The following is a 15,256-nucleotide window of genomic DNA, read 5'->3' as shown; positions in this document are numbered from 1 at the left end:
GACTACCAGGTGAAGACCAACGGCCCGTACCCCGAGGGCGGCTGCTTCGAACCGCGTGCCGGTCACAGACCGACCGCCGGCCCGTTGCGGGTCCGCACGGCGCGGTCGACGGCGCTCCGGCCGCCTCGTCCGAAAAGCACGCGCCAGCCGCGAAGGGAGCGCCTCCGTCGAGGCGCCCCCGTTCAGGTTCTCGGCACCGGGACCGGCCTGGCCAGCACCTGGTCCAAGACCTCGGTGAGGAACCGCGCCGGATCCGTCGCCGACGCGGTGGCGCGCATCGCGACGATCCCGTCCGGACGGACGAGCAGGGCCCCTTCGTCGGGGAGCCACGAGACCGCGACGCGATGCGCGGGGAGTCCGACGTCCGCCGCGGCGGTGAGCCAGCGCTCGCCGGCGGCGCCCACCAGCAGGGTCCACCGGGACGCCACCAGGTCGAGCGTGGAAACCCCGTCGATCCACGCGTGGGGCACCCGTGAACCCGGCGACCCGTCCAGCACCAGGTCCACTGTGGACGGGAGTTCCGGCCGCGGGTCGACAACGGCGGCCGAGTCGTACCTCTGACCGAGGTGCACGACCGGCGCCGCCCACACCCCCGCCGCCGCCCTGGCGGCGTCGGCTTCGGGTCCGCGTCCCCAGTGCAGCTCCGGGTCGGCGAGCCTGCGCATCGCCTGGTCCAGCGTCGCCGCGGCGACCGGTTCCCGTTCGTGCGCGTAGGTGTCGAGCAGCCCGGCACCGGCCTCGCCTTGGTGGACGCCGGCCAGCTTCCACGCCAGGTTGTGCGCGTCGGCGACCCCGGTGTTGAGGCCGAAGGCGCCCAGGGGCGACACGGTGTGCGCGGCGTCGCCCACCAGGAACACGCGGCCGACGGCGAAGCTTTCGGCCGCTGCGCTCCGGGGCCGCCACGGGAGCACGCTGCGCACCTCGACGTCGAGGTCGGGATCGCCGACTGCCAGGCGGACGAGCGCAGCGCAGCGCTCGTGCGTGAAGTCCTCGGGCCGTTCGCCGCCGTCGACGTCGCAGGAGACGTGAAAGACCCAGTTCGTCTCGCCGTCCACGGTGGCCAGCAGGCCGGGCGCCTCCGGCGTGGTGATCGTGCAGGTCGCGAAGGACATTCCCCGCAGGTGCGGTCGCAGGTCGGCGCGGAACAGAATGTTGATCATCGACTTGCCCAGGTCGCCCGGCCCGCAGGTGCCCACACCGAGCGCGGTCCGCACGGTGCTGTGCGTGCCGTCGGCGGCGACTACGCGCGTGCACCGCAGCGAGTAGCGGCCGTCGGGTCCCTCCAGTTCGACGTCGACCCCGTCGGCGTCCTGAGCGATGCCGACCAGGCGGGTCGACCAGCGCAGGTCCGCTCCGCGGCGTGCCAGGTCGGCTGCCACGACGGCGTCGAGCCGGTCCTGGGCGCAGACGCCGCGCAGTCTGAACGGCGTCACGTCCAGTTCGTCGGCGGACGGGGTCGGCATGGGCACGGTCGCGACGTCGCCCGCGCCCATCTCGACGACGGTCCGCGCCACCGCCTTGCCCACGGCGCCCCGGAGGTCGACCGCGACGGCGTCGACGGCGGTGTCGAGTCCGAGTTCGCGGAGGACCTCGACGGTGCGCGGTCCGATGCCGGTGGCGCGTGGGTGCACCGACGGCCCGGACCGGCGTTCGATGAGCACCGCGGGGACACCGTGGTGGGTGAGCAGCGCCGCGGTGAGCAGGCCGACGCTGCCGCCTCCGACCACGAGCACCGGTACGTCTGGATACACTGTCTCCGTCATGGATACACCGTAGCCAGAAGGTAGGATGCGGGTCAACGAGGAAAGGAACCGCCCCGATGACCGAACCCGTTCCCTCGTCGGTGTGGACCCGGCCGCGCCCCGAGCCGCGTCGACGCGCGCCCGGGGTGGACCAGTACGTGGCCGCCGCGCTGGCCGTCGCGGACGCGGAGGGACTGGCGGCGGTGTCGATGCGGCGGGTCGCGGGTGATCTCGGTTCCGGGACCGCCTCCTCTACCGGTACATCACCAACCGCGACGAGCTGGTGGACCTGATGGTCGACGCGGCGCAGGGCGAGGATCCGCTGCCCGAGTCCGCTGAAAACTGGCGTGCCGATCTGGGGGCGGTCGCGAACGCGCTGCGTGCGACGCTGCTGCGGCATCCTTGGTTGGCGGGTGAACTGGCGGGGAGGCCCGCGCTCGGCCCCAACTCGTTGCGGCGGTCCGAGTCCGCGCTGCGCGCCGCCGTCGCGCTCACGCCCGACATCACCCTGGCCTCGCAGGCGCTCGGCGCCGTGCACGCGTACGTGCTGGGTTCGGTCGCCGCCCAGCAGGCCCTTCGACGCGCGGAGCAACGCACCGGGCTCAGCGAGGAGGAGTGGCAGCGCAGCGTCGGCCCCTACATCAGCGAGGTCCTCGCGGCGGGCGAACACCCGATGCTCGCCCGCCGCGTCCTCGAAGCCGAGGAACTCGACCCCGACGTCGAGTTCGCGTTCGGCCTGGACTGCGTGCTCGACGGGCTCGCGTCCCGGCTGGGTCGCTGAGCGGTCAGTTACGCGTAGCGGTTCAAGGTCTCCGGGTGGAGGACAAGGCGGACCTGCTCCTCGGCCAGGATTCCGGCCAGGTCGGCGGCGCGGGTCGGGTCGTCGAGGTCCCTTGGCGTCGGGCAGGACGCCGCCGATGCCCGGCTTGGCGCCCTGACTGATCTTCAGCTACACGCACTTGACCTGCGGGTGCGCGGCCTTCTCGGCGAACTGCCGCTCGTCGAAGCCCCCGTCGTCGGTGCGGCACCCGAAGTATCCGGTGCCGATCTCCCACACGAGGTCCCCGCCGGGGCGCAGGTGATACTCGGACAGGCCGCCCTCGCCGGTGTCGTGGGCGAAACCCCCAGATGCGCACCGGTGTTGAGGGCGAGGACGGCATTGGCGGACAGGGAGCCGAAGCTCATCGCCGAGATGTTGAGCAGGGCCATGTCGTACGGCTGGGTGCAGTCGGGTCCGCCGGCCCGGATCCGGAGCGGGTCGGCCCGTACCGGGTGCGGAGCCATGGAGGGGGTGAGGTACTCGCTGCCGGGTCGGTGGAGGTCGAGCTCGGTGCGGAACGGCTCCTCGACGTCGGTGCCCTTAGCCCGCTCGTAGACGAGGCTGCGGGTGTCGCGGTCAAAGGGGCGGCCGTCGAAGTTCCGCTCGATGAAGTACTGCTGGATCTCCGGCCGCAGCGCCTCCAGGGCGAACCGGAGATGCCCGAGCAAGGGGTAGTTGCGCAGGACGGAATGCCGGCGTTGCAGGAGGTCGTATGAGGCCACCAGGCCGAGCAGCGGCAACGGGCCGGCCACGGCCCACCACCAGGGCGGGACGAGAACGGCGGCGACCGCGGCGAACGCCGCCACCGCGCCGGGCAGGATCAGGGCGCGTGTCTTCAGCACGCCCCGCTTGTGTCCCGACGACCGCGCGCCAAGCGCGTGGTGGCGGGGTTCACGCCGCCGGCGCCTACTGCCGGGCGCGCGCGGCTCCGGCAGCTCCGGCGGCGTCCGGTGCGGGCGCCTGTCCCGGTGCCGGTGCATGTGCCGGTGCCGGTGCATGGCCCGGTGCCGCTCCCGGTGCCGGATCCAGCAGGATGCGCGGCAGGGCATCCGGGTGCTTCTCCGCGAGCCAGGCGACCAGTTGCTCCCGTACGGCGCAGCGCACCGTCCACAGGTCGTCGGGGTCTTTGGCCGTGACGATGACCCGCACCACGATGGTGGAGGGCGTCGTCTCGGTGACGGCGAGGTCCCAGCCGCGGCCGTCCCACTCCTTGCTGTTGTGCAGTACCTCCTCGGCCTTGTCGCGCAGGAGGTCCACGGGTGCGCGGTGGTCGCAGTGGAGGAAGACGGTGCCGGTCATCTGGATGCCGCCGCGCGACCAGTTCTCGAAGGGGCGGGTGGTGAAGTACGAGACGGGCATGGTGATGCGGCGTTCGTCCCAGGTGCGTACGGCGAGGAAGGTGAGGGTGATGTCCTCGACCACCCCCCACTCGCCCGCGACGACGACCGTGTCGCCGATGCGCACCATGTCGCCGAAGGCGATCTGGAAGCCCGCGAAGAGGTTTCCGAGGCTGGACTGGGCGGCGACACCGGCCACGATTCCGATGATCCCGGCGGAAGCGAGAACGGAGGTGCCGAGCGCGCGGAGGCTCGGGAAGGTGACGAGCATCGCGGCGAGCGCGACGACGGCCACGAGGACCGTCACCACCCGCATGATCAGGGTCACCTGGGTGCGGACGCGGCGCAGCCGGGCCGGGTCGCGGGTGGAGGTGGCGTAGCGGGCGTACCCCGACTCGACGACGGCGGAGGCCACGGCCACCAGCAGCCAGGCTCCCGCGCCGATCAGGGTGAGGGAGAGGACCCGTCCCACGGCCGCTGCGTGGTCCTGCAGCGGCGGCCATGCGATCTGCCGGTAGGCACCTCTGAGCAGCGCCGCGAACAGCACGATCAGCAGGGCGCGGCGGCACCGGCGCAGCAGGTTCCACAGGGGCGTCTCGGGGTGGCGCGCGTCGGCTCGGCGCAGCAGCAGGTCGACGGCCCAACCGGCCGCGAGGGTGAGGAGGATCGAGCCGCCCAGGACGGTCAGCACACGAAGAGCGCTGTTCATATCTCCTCAACGGATGTAGGTGACATGGACGTTCACGCCCCTGCCCCGTGCGAGGGAGCTGACACAGGAGGGACTGGGTTCCCTTCCGTTTCTGCGCAGCACGGCGAAATCCGACGGGAGCAGCTGCTCATGATCCGGCCCGTGCGGGGAACATGGCCGTCACCGACCGAAAGGGGCATGGACATGCTCGGCATCACCGCCGCAGTGCTGTTCTTCATCGCGTTCCTGATCAACGCGGCCACCATCGGCACCAATGAAGTGTTCAGCTCCACCAACTTCATGCTGATCGGTCTCGCCGCGCTCGCGCTGCACGTCGCCGGCATCGGCCATGGGTGGGCGGCCCGCGGACGGGGCTGGGGTCGTAGGCGCTGACCCGTGGCATCGAGGAAGGACAGGAGCGGGGTCCGGCACCGCGGCGCACTGCTCGGGCGCGATCTGGTGCTCGCCGTGGGACTCGCCGGGACCGCCGTGGGCGGGCTGGCCGTCTTTGTCAAGGTCACCGCGGCGGCCGGGACGCGGATGCCGGTCCTGCCCGTGGCCGCGGCGGCGGTGGTACTGCTGATCGGCGTGGCGTTCGCCGGATGGAGCGTTTCCCCCGTCAGGCGGCGCCCCACGGCACAGCCCGACCCGGGCGTGCGCTCCGCGAAGGACGTGCGGCCGTCAGCAAGCGTGCGCCCCTCGACGGATCCACCGGATATGGGAGCCGACGCGCTGGACCATGCCGCGGTCGATGCCGACGGCTTCGAGCACTGCGTCGCCGCGCTCCGGGTTGTGACGATCACGTCGGCGCCCAGGTCGCCAGCGCCGCCCACCACTTCCACCGGGGTGCAGTCGTCCCGTACGCAGACGGGCTGCGCGTCATAGTGCAGTGCAAGCACTACGCCGAGGACAACCGGGTCGGCTCGCAGGACCTGCAGCGTTTCGGCGGGACGTGTTTCGCCGTCCACGACGCCGACGTCGCGATCGTCGTCACCACCGGTTCCTTCACCGCACCGGCCCTCGACTACGCCGCCACGTGCGGCATCGTCTGTGTCGACGGCGAGGCCCTGGCGGCCTGGACCGATCCGGGCGTACGGCCGCCGCCCTGAGAATCGGCCGCTGTCCACTCCGACGGCGCCACCGACGGCGCCACCGACGGCATCCAAGCCGTCCGATGAGCGGCCGCCGGACACCGGGCGCTGGAGTGAGGTCGGACGGGCGAGGCATCGGGGAGGCGACAGGGAGGGGCTCGGTCGGAAAGAGCGCCTACCGAGGCAGCGTCCGGTTTCCGTACGCCGCCGAGGGCAGTACGTCGTGCCCCTGGTACGGACCCCGGGGTACGCAGGAGCCCGGCCGCGTGATGGCGGGGGATGCCACCACGCGGCCCGGGTCCGCTGGGGAACCCGCGCCGCTCACCGTCGCGGACTCCCGTGACCAGGCTTATGGCCGGTCTCCGTCGGCCCAAACCGTCGGAGCGCAGTTTTTTCTCGGAGTCAGCGGGCGGTCCCGCACACAGAGGAGGGGGTGGAAGCGCGGGTCTCTGGGCAGGCGCGCCATCGACGGAGGTCCCTCCATACCCGGGGCCACGGGGATGGAGGGGGCCACAGTTCCGATCGAAGGAGTTGTTTCGCATGACGGAGAACGTCTGGGCCTACAGCGTCGGCGTCGACTACCTCGCGGTCGACCTCACCAGCTACGGGGTCGAGGCGCTCGACGGCAGCATCGGCAAGGTCGACAAGCACTCCGACGAGGTCACCGACGCCTATCTGGTCGTCGACACCGGCGTGTGGATCCTCGGCAAGGAGGTCCTGCTGCCGGCGGGTCTGGTGACCCGCATCGACCATACGGCGGAGAAGGTCTACGTGGACCGTACGAAGGACCAGATCAAGGCCGCTCCGGAGTTCCGTCGGGACGAGCACCTCGGGAACGCGGACCATCGCGAGGCCCTGGGTACGCACTACCTCTCCGGTATGCCGTTCGGCGTCCCGCCCGCCTGACCGGATTCCCGACCTGCCCGCGCGGCTCACGTTTGCGGGGTGCGATCGGGGTCAGACGCGAAGAGCAAGGCATTTCCCGCACCCTCAGGGAGTGATCAGCTGTGTCGACGAATGAGAAGGGCCGGGCCAAGGCGGAGCAGGCCAAGGGCAAGCTCAAGGAGACGGCCGGCCGCGCGGTGGGCAACGAGCGACTGACTGCCGAAGGCCGCGCCGAAGGGGCGAAGGGCGATGCCCGCGAGGCCAAGGAAAAGATCAAGGACATGTTCAAGCGGTGACCTGCCGGTGACCTGACCGCACCGCGGATGCCACTGCCGCCCGCGGATACCGCTGGTGCGCCTCGGTCCCGAACCCCTCGACGGGTTCGGGACCGAGGCGCACCCGTACGTACCGACCGGCGCCCTGAGCTCACTCGGCCGGCACGATGCCCAGTAGTCCTCGCGCACCACTCGGCGCGCAGGGGATCAGCCAGCGCGGAGAGTGCCGGGCCCGCCGCGTGACCACCGTGCAGCTGCCCCTCGGACCGGGCCGGTCCCTGCAACCGCCCTGCAGGAGGCGGCACTCGGGCTGACCTGGGAGAGCGGGCAGGTCCGGCCGAGCGCGTTCACGACCCACTACGCGGAATGCTTCGCCGAATTTGGGGGCGGCGGCGCCAACCCGGATGCGATGTTCACCGCCATGCTGGCGGCCAATCAGCTGCGCGATCTCGGGGTGCGGCCGGAATCCGACGGCGTCGACGCGCCTTGGTCCCGGGCGGCGCCTGTTCTGCCTGAGGGAGTCTCAGGACGCCGCTCACTGTCAACCGGGGGCGTTTGCGAAGAAGTCGACGGGTAACACGCGGGATGACGAAAGCCCACACCGTGGGGGTGAGGCGCTTTCGCACCGGGCCGCTGCCGCGCGGCACCTCCCCCGACGGCACGCGGCAGGGGCCCGGCCGCACGACGGGCTGCCGCCAGGATCCGCACGGCACCCGGCTGCCCCGACTCCCCTCCCCCGGCAGGATCAGGGCAGCCGGCGAACCCCCGGCGACGGCGCTTCAGCTGCCGCCCCCGGGCTGCGGGCCCGGACGGCAGCACCCTGGCCCCGCGCGGCCGCCCGCCGTCCGCCAGCCGCCGGGCCGAGAGCCCGGTTCAGCCCTCGGCCCCTGTCGTGCAGCGGCCAGACCGTGGCCACCAGGTGGAGCCGGCCGGTGAGCATACTGTTCTCATGGGCCAGTGGAGGACGGTTGTCACAGGTGCCCGTGCGCGGCTGGGCGAGGCACTGTTCCTGCGGGTGGCGGGACCCGAGCGCCCGGCCACCCGGGACCGGATCCACCTCACGCCCGGTCCGCGCTGGTTCGGGCCGGACCATCCGGTGCGGCGGGTGCACGCCGACGCGGCCCTGTTCGTCGGCGGGATCGGCGCCCTGCTCCGGCAGTCCCTGCACCCTCTGGCGATGGCCGCCGTCGCCCGGCCTGCATCGCCGCCATCAGCGCTGCCACCCTCGGGCAGGGCGGCGGTCCCTACGTTGCGAGGGAGTCCCAGGGGGTCAGACTGTTCCCGGACCACGCATCATCGAAGCGCGCCCAGTTCGTTGAACACGCTCGAAGGACCATCGACGTGTGAAGCCAGCCGTCGGCCCCGGCATCCCAGGTGCTCAAATTTCGGTGGCACGCGCTCAGACTTCGATGGCACAAGACACGGGGGTCAGGGCCGGAGGTAGCTGTCCTGTCTCAACGAAGCCAGTCGTCCATATGCCGCCTACCTGCGTGGACGGTACTGGGTGAGACGTGTGAACTGAACTCGGTTCGTTGAGAGGGACAGCGACAGACCGTTCCGGCCCTGGAGTCCTAGCTCAGACACCAGCCGCAAAGTAGCGATCAGGACTTCGTGACCGCGGTCTTCTTGGGTTGGCGGGGCACGGTCTTGGTCTTGTCGAGGTACCCGTACACCGTCGACCTTGGCACGCTGAACATGTCGGCGATCTGCTGGACGGTCTTCTCTCGCTCGTCGTAGAGCCGTTGGGCGAGCCCGGCCTGGTCCTCGGTGAGCTTCGGCCGGCGCCCGCCAACCCGGCCCCGGGCGCGGGCGCGGGCGGAGGCAAGTCCGTCGTTGGTGTTCGCCACGATCAGTTCGCGCTGGAGCTCGGCCAGCACGGACAGCATCCCGAACATCGCCCGTCCCTCCATCGTCGACGTGTCGATGCCCTGCTCGATCACGTGCAGCCCGATGCCGCGCTCGCGCAGGTCGGCGCCGAGCGTCACCAGGTGGAGCACAGAGCGGGAGAGCCGGTCGAGCCGGGTGACCTTCAACGTGTCGCCCTCGCGCAACAACTGGAGCACGAGGTCGAGCTTCGGCCGGGATGCCTTCGCGCCGCTCGCGGTGTCGACGTGGATGTTGTCGCGGTCGACACCGGCCCGCAGCAGGGCGTCGATCTGATGATCGGGGTTCTGGTCGGCGGTCGAGACCCGCGCGTAGCCGATGAGCATGTGTCGGAATCTCTCGGGTGCACCGTTCACCGACGTTGTCTTCCGACGCGAGTTGCCGACACTGCCCACCTGCGGGTTCTTGATCACGTCCCCAAGTGTCGGCAGGCGATCGTTGCCGACACTGAAGATCGGTCTGGTACATGACCGGATCAGCCTGGGTGTGTTCGGCGGTGCTCAACTGTTTGTGTGTCGAGCGGGTGCCGCCTGTGGTGTTGGTGCTTGCGCCGGGCGTGAGGCGGTCGTGTCGTCTCCTTCCTGGTGGGCCGGCCGCCGGGGCAGCCGCGACGCGGGCAGCAGGCCGAGAGCGGCGAGTGAGGCCAGGATCAGCAGAGTGGAACTCATGGTTGGAACAGCCGAGCCGGTTGCGCTGGCCGCGACGGCGATGCCGAAGGTCGGCCCGATGTTCATGGCGGTCTGCTTGAGCCCGCCGACGACTCCGGCGTACCCGGGCGGCGCGTCACCGACGACGGTCCCGGTGGCGGTGACCATCACGGTGGCGAACCCGGCACCGATGGCGGCAAAGACTGCAGCCATGGCCATCCATGTGCTGGCGGGACCGAGCCGGGACAGCCCCGCGATGCCGACCACGACGAGGACCGTACCGGCGATCGCGGTGCGGCGCGCACCGTACCGGCGCAGTGCGGCGACCGCGGCGGGTGAGCCGAGGACCATGAGCACGGTCAGCGGGAGCACGCGCAGACCGCTGGCGAGTGGGTCGAGGCGAAGTACGTCCTGGAGGTAGAACGTGGCCATGAATAGCGCGCCGAACACGCCGGCGGCGGTGACCAGCAGGATCGCCATCGACGCCGTCACCGGTACGGACCGCGCTACGGCTGGTGGAACGATCGGGTGCGTGGTGCGGCGTTCGTGCCAGGTGAGCACCGTTGCGACGCCGATGACGGCGAGGAATTCGAGCAGCGTCGGCGTGGCGGTCCACCCCCGCGCGGGTACATCGGACAAGGCGTGGACCAGGGTTGCGAGCGCGACCGCTAGCAGGCCCGCGCTGGTGAGGTTGAGCCGTGGAGAGTTGGCACGTTGAGGTGCCGGCGTCCGTACGGCGACGGCGAGAACGGCGATGACGAACGCGAGGGGCACGTTGACCCAGAAGACGGCGTGCCATCCCAGATGAGCCACGAGAACACCGCCCAGGAGCGGACCGGACCCTGCCGCTACCGCGATCGCACTGGTGCGGATGGCAATCGGCGTGCCGAGCCGGTCCGCGGGATACGCCAGCCGTAGCAGCGCGAGCGTCGCAGGTTGCAGGAACGCGGCAAACCCGCCCTGCACCGCGCGCAGAACGATCACCCAGCCGACGGCCGGCGCGAGCGCGATCCCGGCCGAGGCAGCCCCGAAACCGAGGACGCCGACGAATAGCAGGCGCGGGTGCCCGTACCGATCCCCGAGGCGCCCGGCGACCACGAGTAACGCGGCCACGGCGACCAGATAGCTGGTGCTCGTCCACTGGATCTGCGCCACACTCGCGCCGAGATCACGCTGCATGCCGGGCTGCGCCATGAGCAGGATGGTTCCGTCCAGTGCGACGATCATCGCGCCGACCACGCTGACCAGAAGTGCAATGTGCCGCTGTGCGGGTGCGGTCATGAGGTCACCGGGCCGAGATGGGCGTCCAGAACTGCCGCGATGAGCCGGTCGCGTTGGTTGTCGCCGGGGTCGCCGTCCAGCGGTGGGGCGCCGAGGGCGAGCTGCAAGCTGCCCCAGGCCCACAGCTGGGCGATGCCGTGCAGGTTTGACCACAGGGCGGCAGCGGTCACCGCAGGCGGCGGTGCGGCCTCGTTCGGCCCGTCGGCGTGTCGCGCGGCATCCCGCTCCGATCGGCATCGGGCGACGAGTCCGGTGAAGTGTCCGAACAGCGGGAGGGTCGACTCGCGCAGCCTCGGTTGGTCTGAAGCCTGCGCCGCGCCGTCGAGCAGGTCGTGCCGCCACATGAGTTCGAACATGCCGCGGCGTTCCATTGCGTACCCGACGTACGCCCGCGCGAGAGCCTCCAACTGGCCGCGCGGTGTGGTCGTGCCGGCGACCGCGGCCTCGAACATGGCTGCGAGATCCTCGAAGCCGCGACGGCCGATGGCCGAGAGCAGCGCGTGGTGCGTGGGGAAGTACCGACGCGGCGCCCCGTGCGACACCCCCGCTCGACGGGCTATTTCCCGTAGGCCCACGGACGCGGAGCCCTCGGTCAGCACAAGGTCGACCCCGACATCGATCAACCGCTCCCGAAGGGAGCTCTCATCACTCATAGACAGTGTCTACCATGCGCCGTAGACACTGTCTACTAATCTTGGTGAGTGATCATAATCCTCAGCGGGTGGCGGGGGGCGCCTCGGCTCGCTCGCTCACGGCGGCACGCTGACCGGGAACGGTCACGCCCGACAGGTCCAGGCGCTTGTTCATGTCGAGGCGGAACGTGCCGTACGGGTTGATGTTCGACCAGAACAGCGCGGTCAGCCCACGCCGGTCCTCGTCGCTCAGCTTCTTCGCCCAGACCGGCTCGGCGAGGACCTGCTGAAGCAGCAGTGTGTTGATGTGTGCGAGGCTCGACTGGAGCAGGTGCAGGGCGGGCATCGACGTCTCGGCGTGCTCTTTGTCCGGGCCGGTCAGGGCGCCGTCCTTGCCGTAGTGCAGGACGGTGTTCGCGCTGTTCCAGTGCTCCACGACCTGGAGCCCGCCGTGGATCTCGCGGCGCAGGCCGGGGCTGGCGAGGTAGTCACACGCGAAGATCGTGCGCACCGCGCGGCCGAGCTCTTCGAGGGCCTGGTAGGTCGGGTGCTTGGGGCCGCCGCGGGTGAAGCGCCGCAGCACCTGTTCCGCCTCTGCGGTGCCCCGGCGCAGGGCGGTGGCGTACTTGACCATCTGGTCGTACTGCTGGGCAATCAGGTCCCAGCGGATCGAGCGGGTCAGGGAGCCGCCGAGCGCCGGCCAGCCGGGCGGATCGTCGTCGGGCCGGTACAGGCGGACGCTGCCGACGTTCTTCAGCCGGGGCAGCAGCCGGAGGTTGAGCAGCTCAGTGAAGGCGAACCCGACGACGCTCGCGCCGTGGGTGTCGACGTAGTTGGACTCGATCTCGGCGTCCGTGAAGTGCCGCAGCAGGCCCTCGATCATGGCCGCGACCTCGGACGACGAACAGCTCTTGAGCTGGGAGTAGATGCAGACGTTCTTCCGCTCCACGTGCCAGTAGATCATCACACCGTTGCCGCCGTAGCGGGCGTGGTATTCGGTCATGAAGTTCGAGGACCAGGACCCGAACTTCTTCGAGTCCGACGCGCATGCCGTGCCCTGCCCTGCCCCCACCATGCGGTGTCGCGGGCCGCGAAGGTGGCGTTCACCAGTTTCGTCACGGCGGCGCGCAGGTTGTCGACGGTGATGAAGTGCCGGCGCACGTGCCGCAGCGCGGCTTCGGTCTCGCCGTGCTCGCCGGTCGCCACGATGGCGCGGATGCCCATGTTCGTACCGAGCGCGAACAGGGCGAGCAGCAGCCGACGCTGGAGGACGGCGCGGTCGATGCGCTCGTAGGCGGCGACGGAGGCGAACTCGTCGGTGAAGCCGGTGGCGAAGTCGGCGTTCTTCACCACGTCCAGGAGGTCGAGGACGCCCCAGCGTCGTACGACCTCGTCCTTGAGCGCTTGGAGGCCGGTGGGCTCGTCCAGCTTCTCCAGCTTGGGAACGGTGATCCACGGCTCGCCGTGCCGGGTGGTGACCTTCACCCCGCCCGCGGAGCCGTCCGCGAGCGCGGCCGACAGCCGGTCCAGGCCGGCCGTCATGCGCTGCTTCAGGTCCGTGATAAACGCCTGCGGGTCCATCGGCCGGCGGATCGCGGCGTAGTTCACGGTGCGGGTGGCCTCGAAGTCGCCGGGCCAGCATGGTCAGCAGCGGCGGCAGCATCTGCCGGTAGTACGAGCTGTACGAGGAGCGCAGCGTGGTGCGGACCTTGGCCTTGAAGACCTTCTCGTTCGCCTTCGCCTCGGCGACCAGGTCGCGCAGTGGCTTCTCGCCGACCACGGGGTACAGGGCCGTGCGCACGATCTCGTCCGGCTTGCCGATCGCGGCGTCGGCCAGCTTGAAGAGGATGCCTTCCTTGCCGCGGACCTTCTTCTTCCAGTCGCTGTCCACCGGTGTCCAGCTCGCTAACAGCTCTTCTGGCGACCACTCTTGGCGCACGCCCCGCCCCTCACTCGCCGACCCTCGCATCACTCGATCAGCCCAACGAGGCGCCCAAGGCCGGGAAACGGGGCTATCTCACGACGCGCAAGCCACTCGACGGTTACCTTGCGGCGGGTGTCTGAGCCAGGACTCCGGGGCCGTTCCAGAAGCCGACGGGACGGGCGAGGCCGCCCACCGACTCGTCCAACGCCGGCGACCGAGGGAGCGAAACGCTGATGGCAGCCTCAGCCCTGCTGCTGACGCGTTTGATCGCCGCGGCACCGGAAGCGGCTCGACAGCTCGGCCCGGGTGGGCTTCGCACATCTTCGAAAATTTACGCAGCCCGAGGGAACGTTTCGCGTGCGCGGCTCCTCAACAGACCGACGGAAACCCTCGCCGCGTAGGAGGACCCATGCTGTACCGGCCTGCCACCACCGCCCCGACCCGCGCCGCTGCGCTCGTCGCCTCGGTGCTCACCGTGGACGCTGTGCTCCACCTTTACTGGACGACGGGAGCCACATGGCCCGCAGCCGACGACAGGAGCCTCTCCCAAGCTGTTCTCGGTACAGACGTGCCGTTCACACCATCGATCCTGCTTCCTCTTGTCGTCCTGCTCCTCACCGCCGCCGCCTTCGTCCTTGCCCACTCTCGCCGACCGCGCCACCTGCTACTCCGCTTCGGCACCCTGGCCGTGACAGCAGGCCTCTCGCTGCGCGCCCTGGCGGGGATCTACTGGCTGTTCGCCAAAGAGACCGGCACTGCCTTCTACTGGCTCAACCTCATGCTCTACACCCCACTGTGCGCCGTCCTGACCGTCGCCGCTCTGCGCGTGGCGCGGTGGAAGGATGCGGACCGTGCCCGATGAACGATCCGGTGACCGGACGGTCCGCCTCGTGCGAGCCGCCCAGCGTGGCGACACCCTAGCCATGGCCGAACTCCTGGACGTCCTCGCCCCGTACGTGGGCCGCGTCTGCGCGCCCATAGCCCTGGGCCAAGGCGCCGACGCTGCGCAGGAGACCCTGGTGTCGGTCTTCAAGTCGCTACGCACCCTCAAGGACCCCGCTGCACTGCACGGCTGGGTCCGTGCCATCGCCGTACGGGAGGCGGTCCGCACCGCGCACCGCGCCGCCCGCACCGTACCGGCCGATCTCAGCGCGCTCCCCGCCCGTGGCGACCCGCAACTCTCCGCCGACATCCGGGACGTACTGGAACGGCTCTCCCCCGAGCACCGCGCGGTGCTGATGCTGCGTGACGTCGAAGGCCTGGACGAGCGCACCGCCGCAGCCTTGCTCGGCGTGCGCACGGGCACTGTCAAGTCGCGGCTGCACCGGGCCCGCGACATCTTCCGGAAGGCGTGGACGTCATGAACGAGCCCTGGCCCATCACCGACCTCGACCCTGTACGCCGCCTGCACGCCTTGGCCAGCGGTATTCGCGGCGCCCACGTGACCGAGGCGCACATCGACACCCCCTTCGAACGGGTCTGGGACCTGCTGGGCGACCTGGAGGGAGCGTTCGGGCAGGTCGTGCCCGACATGGAGCAGCTGCGCGTCGTCGGTCGGCACGGTGAGCGCGTAGAGGCGACGGTGCGAAGCAGGTACGGGATGCGGGCACGACTGCGCGGGGTGCAGCGGCCCGGCTGGTGCTGGCTACAGAGCCGGTTCCTGCTGATCGGCGTGGCGGCGGCGCCAGAAGGCCCAGGCACTAGGGTTGCGTTCACTGGGGGCGTGCGCCTGCCGACCCATGCCGCCCTGATCCCCTTGGGCGTACGTCGTGAGGGCAGCCGCAGCGTTCAGCGCCTGACGGCCCTGCTGTGATCGAGAAGTCACCGGCTCCGGAGGGGGCGGAGCCGGTCCTCGCCCCGAAGCCGACGTGCCGGCCGGTCTTCGGCCTTCGAGCTGCCGGCCTCATGACGTAGCGGCTGCCTTCGGGCAACAGCTCCGGCACAGCGAAAAGGCCCCTCACCACCCGGAACAATCGGGGTGGTGAGGGGCCTTCGTGTATGAGCCGGTCACCGTTCTAGCATGAGGTCGGGCTCTATACCGGGTCCGGTG

At 70.5% G+C, this 15,256-nt stretch carries 17 protein-coding genes and 2 pseudogenes; 11 read left to right on the top strand and 8 right to left on the bottom strand.

The window, feature by feature from the left end; all coding sequences use genetic code 11:
- Positions 1-182 precede the first annotated feature (182 nt).
- Positions 183-1,763: an FAD-dependent monooxygenase gene (locus JIW86_RS38665; protein WP_257558981.1), complete on the bottom strand. Its 1,581-nt coding sequence runs from the start codon at positions 1,761-1,763 to the stop codon at positions 183-185.
- A gap of 56 nt (positions 1,764-1,819) precedes the next feature.
- Between JIW86_RS38665 and JIW86_RS38660 the strand changes: the two genes are divergently transcribed.
- Positions 1,820-2,035 carry a hypothetical protein gene (locus JIW86_RS38660; protein WP_257558980.1) on the top strand — a complete coding sequence of 72 codons (216 nt, stop codon included), beginning with the start codon at positions 1,820-1,822 and terminating at the stop codon, positions 2,033-2,035.
- A complete protein-coding gene (locus JIW86_RS38655) occupies positions 2,035-2,523 on the top strand; it encodes a TetR/AcrR family transcriptional regulator C-terminal domain-containing protein (protein WP_257559608.1) in 489 nt (162 codons plus the stop codon). The genes JIW86_RS38660 and JIW86_RS38655 overlap by 1 nt, the downstream gene beginning before the upstream one ends.
- 171 nt (positions 2,524-2,694) lie before the next feature.
- Here JIW86_RS38655 and JIW86_RS38650 read toward each other — a convergent pair.
- Positions 2,695-3,404, bottom strand: a pseudogene (locus JIW86_RS38650) (glutamate synthase-related protein); the annotation flags it as partial.
- A gap of 64 nt (positions 3,405-3,468) precedes the next feature.
- On the bottom strand, positions 3,469-4,608 hold the full coding sequence (locus tag JIW86_RS38645; RefSeq protein WP_257558979.1) for a mechanosensitive ion channel family protein: 1,140 nt from the start codon (positions 4,606-4,608) through the stop codon (positions 3,469-3,471).
- A gap of 183 nt (positions 4,609-4,791) precedes the next feature.
- On the opposite strand from JIW86_RS38645, the gene JIW86_RS38640 reads away from it, so the two are divergent.
- The 6 genes and pseudogenes from JIW86_RS38640 to JIW86_RS38620 form a co-directional block, all read left to right on the top strand.
- Positions 4,792-4,980 (top strand): hypothetical protein, encoded by a 189-nt coding sequence (locus JIW86_RS38640; protein ID WP_257558978.1) that lies wholly within the window; start codon positions 4,792-4,794, stop codon positions 4,978-4,980.
- 3 nt (positions 4,981-4,983) lie between these two features.
- Positions 4,984-5,472 (top strand): hypothetical protein, encoded by a 489-nt coding sequence (locus tag JIW86_RS41840; RefSeq protein WP_322975593.1) that lies wholly within the window; start codon positions 4,984-4,986, stop codon positions 5,470-5,472.
- On the top strand, positions 5,472-5,696 hold the full coding sequence (locus tag JIW86_RS41835) for a restriction endonuclease (RefSeq protein ID WP_322975592.1): 225 nt from the start codon (positions 5,472-5,474) through the stop codon (positions 5,694-5,696). Before JIW86_RS41840 ends, JIW86_RS41835 begins: the two co-directional genes overlap by 1 nt.
- Positions 5,697-6,218: 522 nt before the next feature.
- A complete protein-coding gene (locus JIW86_RS38630; RefSeq protein WP_257558977.1) occupies positions 6,219-6,584 on the top strand; it encodes a PRC-barrel domain containing protein in 366 nt (121 codons plus the stop codon).
- 101 nt (positions 6,585-6,685) lie between these two features.
- Positions 6,686-6,859, top strand: a complete 174-nt coding sequence (locus tag JIW86_RS38625) for a CsbD family protein (RefSeq protein WP_257558976.1) — start codon at positions 6,686-6,688, stop codon at positions 6,857-6,859.
- A 928-nt stretch (positions 6,860-7,787) separates the two neighbouring features.
- Positions 7,788-8,030: pseudogene (locus tag JIW86_RS38620) on the top strand (DUF2236 domain-containing protein); the annotation flags it as partial.
- Positions 8,031-8,439: 409 nt separating this feature from the next.
- On the opposite strand, the gene JIW86_RS38615 reads toward JIW86_RS38620, so the two are convergent.
- From JIW86_RS38615 to JIW86_RS38595, 5 genes are all read right to left on the bottom strand, one after another.
- Entirely contained in the window at positions 8,440-9,048 is a 609-nt protein-coding gene (locus tag JIW86_RS38615) for a recombinase family protein (protein ID WP_257558975.1), read from the bottom strand.
- Positions 9,049-9,222: 174 nt separating this feature from the next.
- Positions 9,223-10,650, bottom strand: a complete 1,428-nt coding sequence (locus JIW86_RS38610; RefSeq protein WP_257558974.1) for an MFS transporter — start codon at positions 10,648-10,650, stop codon at positions 9,223-9,225.
- Positions 10,647-11,303 (bottom strand): TetR/AcrR family transcriptional regulator, encoded by a 657-nt coding sequence (locus JIW86_RS38605; RefSeq protein WP_257558973.1) that lies wholly within the window; start codon positions 11,301-11,303, stop codon positions 10,647-10,649. Before JIW86_RS38605 ends, JIW86_RS38610 begins: the two co-directional genes overlap by 4 nt.
- Positions 11,304-11,364: 61 nt before the next feature.
- Positions 11,365-12,285: a transposase gene (locus tag JIW86_RS38600; RefSeq protein ID WP_257558972.1), complete on the bottom strand. Its 921-nt coding sequence runs from the start codon at positions 12,283-12,285 to the stop codon at positions 11,365-11,367.
- Positions 12,282-12,890, bottom strand: coding sequence for a Tn3 family transposase (locus JIW86_RS38595; RefSeq protein ID WP_257558971.1), 609 nt, complete (start codon positions 12,888-12,890; stop codon positions 12,282-12,284). The genes JIW86_RS38600 and JIW86_RS38595 overlap by 4 nt, the downstream gene beginning before the upstream one ends.
- 725 nt (positions 12,891-13,615) lie before the next feature.
- On the opposite strand from JIW86_RS38595, the gene JIW86_RS38590 reads away from it, so the two are divergent.
- The 3 genes from JIW86_RS38590 to JIW86_RS38580 are packed head-to-tail and all read left to right on the top strand — an operon-like array spanning position 13,616 to position 15,019.
- Positions 13,616-14,068: a DUF3995 domain-containing protein gene (locus JIW86_RS38590; RefSeq protein WP_257558970.1), complete on the top strand. Its 453-nt coding sequence runs from the start codon at positions 13,616-13,618 to the stop codon at positions 14,066-14,068.
- On the top strand, positions 14,058-14,570 hold the full coding sequence (locus JIW86_RS38585; protein ID WP_257558969.1) for an RNA polymerase sigma factor: 513 nt from the start codon (positions 14,058-14,060) through the stop codon (positions 14,568-14,570). Before JIW86_RS38590 ends, JIW86_RS38585 begins: the two co-directional genes overlap by 11 nt.
- The gene (locus JIW86_RS38580; protein ID WP_257558968.1) at positions 14,567-15,019 is read left to right on the top strand and encodes a hypothetical protein; all 453 of its coding nucleotides are present in this window, start codon (positions 14,567-14,569) and stop codon (positions 15,017-15,019) included. The genes JIW86_RS38585 and JIW86_RS38580 overlap by 4 nt, the downstream gene beginning before the upstream one ends.
- The last annotated feature ends 237 nt before the right edge of the window (positions 15,020-15,256 follow it).

The sequence above is a fragment of the Streptomyces sp. NBC_00162 genome (assembly GCF_024611995.1).
Taxonomy (GTDB): Bacteria; Actinomycetota; Actinomycetes; order Streptomycetales; family Streptomycetaceae; genus Streptomyces.
This window is presented reverse-complemented; position numbering and strand designations above follow the sequence as displayed.